Source organism: Neoaquamicrobium sediminum (assembly GCF_040970315.1).
Classification (GTDB): Bacteria; Pseudomonadota; Alphaproteobacteria; order Rhizobiales; family Rhizobiaceae; genus Aerobium; species Aerobium sediminum.
On record NZ_JAZHFV010000003.1, the window covers coordinates 17094 to 26621 of the forward strand.

Consider the following 9528-nt stretch of genomic DNA (forward strand, 5'->3'; position numbering starts at 1 on the left):
TCCCCCCTCGTGGGGGAGATGGCCGGCAGGCCAGAGGGGGGCAACGTAGGGCAATGACGTGTCCGATCTGCCTTTCGGGCCCGTTCCGTGGCTGATCTGTTCTCTCCCAGTGAGCCCGAAACCGTGCAGCAGCCGGGCCGGCCGCTGGCCGATCGGCTGCGGCCGACGACGCTTGCGCTCGTCGTTGGACAAGAGCATCTGACGGGAACTGATGGTGCATTGACGCGCATGATCCGTTCGGGCTCGCTCGGATCGATGATCTTTTGGGGACCGCCCGGAACAGGCAAGACCACGGTCGCGCGCCTGCTGGCCGGGGAGACCGGTCTGGCCTTCGAGCAGATTTCGGCGATCTTCTCCGGCGTGGCAGATTTGAAGAAGGTGTTCGAGACGGCTCGCATGCGCCGGGCTGACGGCCGTCAGACCCTGCTCTTCGTCGACGAGATCCACCGCTTCAACCGTGCCCAGCAGGACAGTTTCCTGCCTGTTATGGAAGACGGAACCGTCATTCTCGTTGGCGCGACCACCGAGAACCCGTCCTTCGAACTGAATGCCGCGCTTCTGTCGCGTGCGCGTGTCCTGACCTTTCGGTCGCTGGAGCCGGAGAGCATTGGCGCGCTGCTCGAACGCGCGGAGGCCGAGGAAGGCCGGCCGCTGCCGCTCGACGACGAAGCCCGCGCTGTCCTCATTCGCATGGCCGACGGCGATGGTCGTGCTTCGCTCACATTGGCCGAGGAGGCATGGCGAGCGGCCGGAGAGGACGAGGTTTTTGACGCCGAGGGGCTGCAACACATCGTCCAGCGCCGCGCACCGATCTACGACAAGAGCCAGGACGGCCACTACAATCTGATCTCCGCCCTGCACAAGGCGGTGCGCGGTTCCGATCCCGATGCCGCCCTCTACTATCTGGCGCGCATGTTCGACGCCGGCGAGGACCCGCTCTATCTCGGTCGTCGCATGGTTCGCATGGCCTCCGAGGACATCGGCATGGCCGACCCGCAGGCGTTGGTGATCGCGAACGCGGCCAAGGATGCCTACGACTATCTGGGCTCTCCGGAGGGTGAGCTGGCACTGGCCCAGGCCTGCGTCTATCTCGCCACCGCGCCGAAATCGAACGCGCTCTACACCGCCTTCAAGTCGGCCATGCGCACGGCCAAGGAGCATGGCTCGCTGGCGCCGCCCAAGCATATTCTCAACGCGCCCACAAAGCTCATGAAGTCGGAGGGCTACGGCACCGGCTACCGCTACGACCACGACGAACCGGATGCGTTTTCCGGCCAGGACTATTTTCCCGAGGCGGTGGGCCGCCAGAAATTCTACGATCCCCCGGATAGAGGGTTCGAGCGCGAGGTCAGAAAGCGGCTGGATTACTGGGCGAAGTTGCGCAAGGAACGCGGCAATTGATTCAGCAAGCCTCGAAGGACGCACGAAGACGACCTGCCGCATCTCTCAACTATTCCGGTTTCAGGAGACGTTGATGTACCATCTTGTCCTCGTTGCGGCTGGCGGCGCTGTTGGGGCGGGGCTGCGCCACCTCGTCAACCTTGCGACGCTGCGCCTGTTCGGATCCGGCTTTCCCTGGGGGACGTTGACCGTCAACGTGGTTGGCAGCTTGGCCATGGGGCTGTTCATGGCCTGGCTGTTGCGCCGTACAGGCAGTTCGGCGGAACTCAGGCTGCTGGTGGCGACCGGATTGTTCGGCGGGTTCACCACGTTTTCGGCCTTTTCGCTCGATTTTGCCGTGCTTTACGAGCGCGGCGCGCTCATGCAGGCGTTTTCGTATGTGGCCGCCAGCGTGCTGCTCTCGATCGGCGCGCTGTTTGTCGGATTGTGGGTCGCGCGAAACCTCGCCTGATGCTATCTGGCGCACGCGACACAGAGATTGGCGAAGAATGGCAGGCGTAGAGCAGATAACGGTTGAAGCCGGCGAAGCGGGCATGCGGCTCGACCGCTGGTTCAAGTCCCATTTCCCCGGCCTTGGCTTCGGTCATTTGCAGAAGCTGCTGCGCTCCGGCCAGGTGCGCGTCGACGGCGGCCGCGCCAAGGCCGATACGCGCGTCGAGCCGGGGCAGGTGATCCGCATTCCGCCGCTCGGCGTCGATCGCAAGGGCAGCGAGCCGCTGACGGCGCGCACGATGCGCGGTCAGGACGACGGCGCCGTGCTGTCGAAGATGATGCTCTACGAGGACCCCGCCGTCTTCGTCTTCAACAAGCCGTCCGGCCTCGCCGTGCAGGGCGGATCAGGCGTTAATCGCCATGTCGACGACATGCTGGAAGCCTTCCGCAGCAAGAAGGGCGAGAAGCCGCGTCTTGTCCATCGACTCGACCGCGATACGTCGGGCGTCTTGGTCGTTGCCCGCACACGTCTTGCCGCGATGAAGCTGGCCGAAGCCTTCCGCGGCCGCGACGCGAAGAAGACCTACTGGGCGCTCGTCAAGGGCGTGCCTAAGAAGCGTGAGGATAAGATTTCGACCTGGCTGGTGAAGGAGCAGACGCTCGACGGCGACCGGATGCGCGTTGCCCGTCACGGCGAACCGGATTCGGACCATGCCGTGTCCTATTACCGCGTGGTGGAGCAGGCCGGACAAACCATGTCCTGGCTTGAGATGGAGCCCTATACGGGCCGCACTCACCAGCTTCGCGTCCACGCCGCGCACATTGGCTGCCCGATCATCGGCGATCCGAAATATTTCGAGGCAGACCAGAATTGGGAATTCCCCGGCGGCTTGCAGAACCGCTTGCACCTGCATGCCCGCCGCATCGTGATACCGCATCCCATTGGCGGGGTGATCGACGTCACCGCGCCAATGCCGCCGCATATGCGCCAGAGCTGGAACCTTCTCGGCTTCGACGAGCAGAGCGCTGAGGACGACGCGTGAGCAACGCGCCGGCCGCGACACTCGAGAGACCGGCGATCGACAGTTTCGCCGCCGCCCTGATGATCGGCCTCACCTTCTCGTGGGGCCTGAACCAGGTGGCGGTGAAGTTTGCCAACACGGGCTACAACCCGATATTCGCCGCACTGCTGCGCTCGGCAATCGCCTGCGCGCTAGTCTGGCTTTGGTGCCGCTATCGCCGCATTCCGCTCTTCGAGCGCGACGGCACGCTCTGGGCCGGCATCGCGGTGGGCGTGCTCTTCGGCGCCGAGTTCGCGCTGATCTTCCTCGGTCTCGACTATACGAGTGCTGCCCGGGCCACGCTGATGGTCAACACCATGCCTTTCTGGGTGCTGATCGGCGGCCATTTCCTGCTCGGCGAACGCATCACGATGCAGAAGTTCTGGGGGCTGGCGCTGGCTTTTGGCGGTGTTGCGCTGGTGTTTTCAGACAAGCTCAGCCTGCCTGGCCCCGAGGCGCTTCGCGGCGATCTTATGTGCCTGACGGGCGGCGTGCTGTGGGCCGCAACCACGCTGGTCATAAAGGGCTCGAAGCTTTCGGTCGCGAGCGCCGAGAAGACCTTGCTCTATCAACTCGTCGTTTCAGCGGCCTTCCTCATACCCTTGGTGCCGCTGGCGGGGCCGCTCCTGCGCGAGGTCACGTCGCTGGCGACCGGCGCGCTGCTGTTTCAGGCCATCTATGTCGTGGCCTTCACCTATCTGCTGTGGTTCTGGCTGATGCGGCGTTATCCCGCGTCCGGTTTGTCCAGCTTCGCCTTCCTGACGCCTGCTTTTGGCGTTCTTTGCGCGGGGCTGGTGTTGAACGAGCCGCTCTCCATGCGCATCTTTGCGGCATTGATCCTGATTGCGGTCGGCCTGCTGCTCGTCAACCGGCCGCTAAGGCGCACACTGCCGGGCTGAACCCGGACTGAAACTCGAAGGATTTACGATGCGCGATCTGCTCGGCGATCTCGATAGCGGCAATCACCTGTCCGACCCGGACCCCGTGCGCCGCGCCCAGATACAGATGCGGCAGCCTCTGCCGAAACGCTTTTACAAGCTGGCCGAGGTGGCCGAAGTGCCCGAGGGCTTTGCGGTGCGCCTCGACGGCAAACCGGTGCGCACGCCCGGCAAGGCGGTGCTGGCCCTGTCAACTGCGGCGGCTGCTGAGCTGGTCGCGAGTGAGTTTTCCGCGCAGGGCGAAACCATCGATCCGGTCTCGATGCCGATCCTGCGGCTGGCAAACACGGCCATCGATGGCGTGGCAAACGAAATGCAGGCGGTTCTGGAAGACGTGATGCGTTTTTCCTCGTCCGACCTGCTCTGCTACCGCGCGGATGCGCCGGAGCGGCTGGTCGAAAGGCAGGCCGAGCTTTGGGACCCGGTACTCGACTGGGCGCAGGCCACGCTCGGTGCCCGCTTCTTCCTGGCCGAAGGCGTCATGCACGTCGAGCAGCCGCGTGAATCGGTTGCCGCCGTCGGGCTCTGGCTGCGCCAGAGAGCGGAGCCGTTCCGGCTGTCCGCGATCCATCTGATGACGACCCTGACCGGGTCGGCACTTCTGGCGCTTGCGGTCGAGGCCCGGATGCTGGAACCGGATGCTGCCTGGGCTGCCGCCCACGTGGACGAGGACTGGAACATCGCCCAGTGGGGCGAGGATGCGGAGGCAACCGAGCGCCGCAAGGCGCGCCGGCGCGACTTCGACGCCGCTGTGGCACTCCTGCGCGCTCTCGACGACTGATCGTTCGCCTCGGCCGTCAGATAACGATCACCACTGGCCGAAGATCTCGTAGAGCCCCTGCGCGACGCTGCTTTCCAGCGGGAACGACAGCATGCCCATGACGGAATAGCCGAGCAGCCAGGGCATCAGGTAGAAGCGGACCATAAAGAAGAACCAGGCGACGAAGAGTGGCACCAGCGGCTCGATCAGGAAGCCGGGGATGATCGGCCGGAATACCGCGATGATCGGATTTGTCGCCCGGACGAAGAAGCGCATGAAGAAGAAGTCGGAATCCTCGGGCAGGAAGATGTTCATCGCCGCGCGGCCGATCAGCGTCCACATCACCAGGCCGAGCACATAGTCGAGCACGATCACCCAGAGCGGGTGAAGAAAAATCAGATCTTCCAAGCGAATGCCTCCCACGAGAAAGGGGCGGGCCGGAGCCCGCCCCCTGTCTGCATTAGTCCCAATCAGTGATGGGAAGCAAGGATCGGCTTGCCGCTCGGGATACGGACTTCGTCGACCATATCCTGGATTTCCTTGCTGGGCGCCGGCGTGAGCAGGCTCACGACAACCATGCACACCAGGCTGACCGGCATGCCGATAATGCCAAAGCGGATGTGGTCGATGCCCCACCAGGGCTCCATCAGGCCGTTATAGACCATGTAGAGGTACCAGGAGCCAGCAACGAAACCGCCGATCATGCCCGCGATCGCGCCTGCCGTGTTGGCGCGTTTCCACCACACGCCAAGCACCAGCGGGAAGAACAGGCCGGAACAGGCGAAGTCGAATGCCCATGCCACTGCGCCTAGAATGCCCGTCAGCTTCAGCGATGCCACGACCGCACCGGCAGCACCGATGAAGATCAGCAGGATACGGGCAACGATGAGACGCCGTGCGGTATCCGCCTTCGGGTCGATGATCTTGTAGTAGAGATCGTGCGACAGCGCGTTGGCGATGGCGAGCAGCAGGCCGTCCGCCGTCGACATGGCGGCGGCAAGACCGCCCGCAGCCACGAGACCGGAGATCACATAGGGCAGGCCCGCGATTTCCGGCGTTGCGAGCACGACGATGTCGGGCCGCATGAAGAACTCGTTGAGCTGCAATATGCCGTCACCGTTCTGGTCGGCAACCGCCAGCATTCCCACCGAACTCCAGTGCTTGATCCACTCGAGATTGGCGACATCCTCGAACGACTTGCCGATGATCGACGTCGCCAGGTTCGGATCGAGGAGCTGCAGCTTCGTCAGCGTGGCAAGCGCCGGCGCCGAGAAATAGAGCAGGAAGATGAAGGTGAGCGACCAGCCTACCGAACGGCGAGCCGAACGGACGGAAGGCGTCGTGAAGTAGCGCATCAGGATATGCGGCAGCGATGCCGTGCCGGCCATCATACAGATGGCGAGCGAGACCATAGCCCAGCCCTGTCCCGTCGGTGCGTTCTGCGGTGTCGTCAGAACCGATACGCCGGGAATGGCTTCGGCCGCCGGCGCAAGGCCATACATGGCCTCGAGTTCGGCGATCCGTCCCACCGCGTCACCATAGGAGAAGTGCGGGATGATCCCGAAGCCCTGCTTGTTGGACATCCAGATGATCGGCACGAGATAGGCGATGATGAGCACGATGTACTGTGCCACCTGCGTCCACGTCACGCCGCGCATGCCACCCAGCATCGAGCAGATGAAGATGCCTGCCAGACCGAGCCACACGCCGAGTTCGAACGGAATGCCCAGTGTCTGGGCCGCGATCGTACCTGTCGCGTTGATCTGCGCCGTCACGTAGGTGAAGGACGCCACCACCAGCACGACGACAGCGCACAGACGCGCCGTGTTGCCGCCGTAACGTGTGCCGATGAAGTCCGGTACGGTGTAGCACCCGAATTTGCGCAGGTAGGGCGCAAGCAGCGAGTTCACGAGCACATAGCCGCCCGTCCACCCGACGATGAAGCCGAGATAGGGGTAGCCACCGAAGTAGACGCCGCCCGCCAGCGCAACGAACGATGCGCCGGACATCCAGTCCGCCGCCGTCGCCATGCCGTTGTAGAGCGCCGGCACTTCGCGGCCCGCCACGTAGTACGCGTCGACTTCCGCGGTGCGCGAGAGCCAGCCGATGATGGCGTAGATGCTGATGGTGAAGATGAGAAAGCCGATGCCGATCGCCTGGGCCCCCATGCCCATGCGTTCGAGGATCGCCATGAACGCGAAGAACGCCAGGAAACCCAGCGTGTAGAGCGCATAGACCTTTCCGAGATTGTCTATGAAACGCCCGCTTTTTGCTTGTTCGACTGCCATCGCGCCCTCCTATTCGTCGACGCCGAATTCGTCGTCGATCTGGTCCTGACGGTAGTTCTGGATCCAGATGATGGCGACGAAGGCGATGAGCGAACCCTGGACACACATGTAGTAGCCAAGCGGGAAGCCCAGGAAGCTGATGGAGTTCAATGGGCCGGCCATCCAGGGAATGATGATGGCGAAGATCACCCAGAGAATCATGACCAGCGTATTGAGATTTCTGGTCTTCTCCCAGTGACGTTCCCTGGCGCCAGCGTCTGTGCTGGACATGGAAATTCCTCCCCTCGATTGTATGCGGGCAGGATGCCCGCAATCCTCCACGCCGGGTCTCCTTGGATGGAATCGGCGCTGAACGATGATTACAGACAGTCATCAAACGCGAAAATACTGCTATGGTAGCATTCAGAAGCGCGCCCGGATCGGTCATCTGGTTCTCATGAACGACTTTGCAAAGCAGATTTCCGAGGCGGTTGGCTGGCTGCGCGATGCGGCCTCCAAGCTTACCTTGCGCCGCGACCGCGCACCGATTGCCACGGTCGCGCGGGTCGATCACTTCGCGCGGACACGCGCCGCGCTGATCACGCAGAAGAAGCTCTACGGCTACCTCAAGGAGCGCATCGGCACGCGTTACCCGAAGATGTTCGACGACGAGCTCTTCGCGCAGTCGATCAACGTCGCTAAGATGCATGTCTTCGCCGCGTCGCTGTCCGATATGACGATCTATGCGGTTGCCCAGGTCAGCGCGGACGGCCGGCTCGAACGGGCGGAACGCCGTGAATGGGCGTTGGCCTGCTATCGCGCCGGACTGGCCGACAATGCCGACCAGATGACGGACGCCCATGATGCGGAAAGCTGGGTCGGCGCGTTTATCCAGCGTATCGAGGCGACGCTGTGGGAGAATGTGGCCGTTGGCGGGCGTGCATTTACGGAAAGCCCGAAGGCGCTCATCGAATGGGCGCCCATCGCCGATGAGCTGAAGATGCGCGACCGGGAGATCGTGGAAAATTCCATCAGGTTCGCGTGGAACGAGGTGATCCGGGATTTTCGCGCGCGGCTCGACGCCGATGCCGCGGCGGCCGACTGGCGCAGCCTGCATCCCCGAAACTGAGTTTGCGCCAGAGCCGCTGGCCGCCGACGATCAAAGATCGAAAGAAAAACCCCCGGCCGGAGCCGGGGGTTTTGTATCATGGGTCCGTATCAGACCGAGTAGTACATGTCGTACTCGACCGGGTGCGGCGTCATCTCGAAGCGCATCACCTCTGCCATCTTCAGCTCGATATAGGCATCGATCTGATCGTCGTCGAAGACGCCACCGGCCTTGAGGAAGCCGCGATCCTTGTCGAGCGACTGAAGCGCTTCGCGCAGGCTGCCGCAGACGGTCGGGATCTTCTTCAGTTCCTTCGGCGGCAGGTCGTAGAGGTCCTTGTCCATGGCCTGACCGGGATGGATCTTGTTTTTGATGCCGTCGAGGCCGGCCATCAGCATCGCGGCGAATGCCAGATACGGGTTGGCTGTCGGGTCGGGGAAGCGAACCTCGACGCGCTTGGCCTTCGGGTTGGAGCCGAACGGGATACGGCACGATGCGGAACGGTTGCGCGCCGAATAGGCGAGCAGCACCGGAGCCTCGTAGCCTGGAACCAGACGCTTGTAGGAGTTGGTCGAGGGGTTGGTGAAGGCGTTCAGTGCCTTAGCGTGCTTGATAATGCCGCCGATGTAGAACAGGCACGACTCCGAAAGACCCGCATATTCGTTGCCCGCAAAGGTCGGCTTGCCGCCCTTCCAGATCGACTGGTGGACGTGCATGCCCGAACCGTTGTCGCCGAAGATCGGCTTCGGCATGAAGGTTGCGGTCTTGCCGTATGCGTTTGCGACCTGATGCACGGCATACTTGTAGATCTGCATCTTGTCGGCGTTGCGGATCAGCGTGTCGAACTTGATGCCGAGTTCGTGCTGAGCCGCTGCGACCTCATGGTGATGCTTTTCGACGACGACGCCCATCTCGGAAAGGACGGTCAGCATCTCGGAACGCATGTCCTGGAGCGAATCCACCGGCGGAACGGGGAAGTAGCCGCCCTTGACGCGCGGACGGTGGCCGAGGTTGCCGGTCTCGTAGTCGGTGTCGTCGTTGGACGGCAGCTCCGAGGAATCCAGCTTGAACCCGGTGTTGTAGGGGTCAGCCTTGTACTTGACGTCGTCGAAAACGAAGAACTCGGCTTCCGGACCCACGAAGACGGTGTCGCCGATGCCTTCGGACTTCATGTAGGCTTCGGCCTTTTTGGCGGTGCCGCGCGGATCGCGGTTGTAGGCTTCGCCGGAAACCGGGTCGAGGATGTCGCAGACGATCACCATGGTTGACTGCGCGAAGAACGGATCCATGTGAGCCGTCTCGGTGTCGGGCATCAGCACCATGTCGGATTCATTGATGGCCTTCCAGCCGGCGATCGAGGAGCCGTCGAACATGACGCCATCGGCGAACATGTCTTCATCGACTGCCACGACGTCCATCGTCACGTGCTGGAGCTTGCCTTTCGGATCCGTGAAGCGGAGGTCGACGAACTTAACGTCGTTGTCCTTGATCTGCTTCATGATGTCGTTTGCTGTCGTCATTTCATATTTCCCTGTGATGACATTGCGAAATTGAGTGGCGG

The 9528-nt window shown here is 62.8% G+C and carries 10 protein-coding genes; 6 read left to right on the top strand and 4 right to left on the bottom strand.

The genetic code is table 11. From position 1 onward, the window contains the following. Window positions 1-87: 87 nt before the first annotated feature. The 5 genes from V1479_RS10595 to V1479_RS10615 all read left to right on the top strand — a co-directional run bounded on the left by V1479_RS10595 (window position 88) and on the right by V1479_RS10615 (window position 4613). Window positions 88-1401, top strand: coding sequence for a replication-associated recombination protein A (locus V1479_RS10595; protein WP_368802870.1), 1314 nt, complete (start codon window positions 88-90; stop codon window positions 1399-1401). Between the two features lie 73 nt (window positions 1402-1474). Beyond that, a complete protein-coding gene (crcB, locus tag V1479_RS10600) occupies window positions 1475-1852 on the top strand; it encodes a fluoride efflux transporter CrcB (protein ID WP_368802871.1) in 378 nt (125 codons plus the stop codon). A gap of 37 nt (window positions 1853-1889) precedes the next feature. Next, the gene (locus V1479_RS10605) at window positions 1890-2876 is read left to right on the top strand and encodes an RluA family pseudouridine synthase (protein ID WP_368802872.1); all 987 of its coding nucleotides are present in this window, start codon (window positions 1890-1892) and stop codon (window positions 2874-2876) included. Next, a complete protein-coding gene (locus V1479_RS10610; RefSeq protein WP_438620516.1) occupies window positions 2873-3793 on the top strand; it encodes a DMT family transporter in 921 nt (306 codons plus the stop codon). Before V1479_RS10605 ends, V1479_RS10610 begins: the two co-directional genes overlap by 4 nt. Before the next feature lie 28 nt (window positions 3794-3821). Beyond that, complete coding sequence (locus V1479_RS10615; RefSeq protein WP_368802873.1) at window positions 3822-4613, top strand: ATP12 family chaperone protein; 792 nt, start codon at window positions 3822-3824, stop codon at window positions 4611-4613. A 27-nt stretch (window positions 4614-4640) separates the two neighbouring features. Here V1479_RS10615 and V1479_RS10620 read toward each other — a convergent pair whose 3' ends face one another. The 3 genes from V1479_RS10620 to V1479_RS10630 form a co-directional block, all read right to left on the bottom strand. Then, on the bottom strand, window positions 4641-5000 hold the full coding sequence (locus tag V1479_RS10620) for a YggT family protein (protein WP_368802874.1): 360 nt from the start codon (window positions 4998-5000) through the stop codon (window positions 4641-4643). Between the two features lie 62 nt (window positions 5001-5062). Then, entirely contained in the window at window positions 5063-6880 is a 1818-nt protein-coding gene (locus V1479_RS10625) for a sodium:solute symporter family protein (protein WP_173191033.1), read from the bottom strand. 9 nt (window positions 6881-6889) lie between these two features. Then, the gene (locus tag V1479_RS10630) at window positions 6890-7150 is read right to left on the bottom strand and encodes a DUF4212 domain-containing protein (protein ID WP_173191035.1); all 261 of its coding nucleotides are present in this window, start codon (window positions 7148-7150) and stop codon (window positions 6890-6892) included. Window positions 7151-7316: 166 nt separating this feature from the next. Here V1479_RS10630 and V1479_RS10635 point away from each other — a divergent pair, with 166 nt between their 5' ends. Then, window positions 7317-7988, top strand: a complete 672-nt coding sequence (locus V1479_RS10635; protein ID WP_368802875.1) for a hypothetical protein — start codon at window positions 7317-7319, stop codon at window positions 7986-7988. Between the two features lie 89 nt (window positions 7989-8077). Here V1479_RS10635 and glnA read toward each other — a convergent pair whose 3' ends face one another. Continuing rightward, complete coding sequence (glnA, locus tag V1479_RS10640) at window positions 8078-9487, bottom strand: type I glutamate--ammonia ligase (RefSeq protein WP_173191047.1); 1410 nt, start codon at window positions 9485-9487, stop codon at window positions 8078-8080. Window positions 9488-9528: the final 41 nt, after the last annotated feature.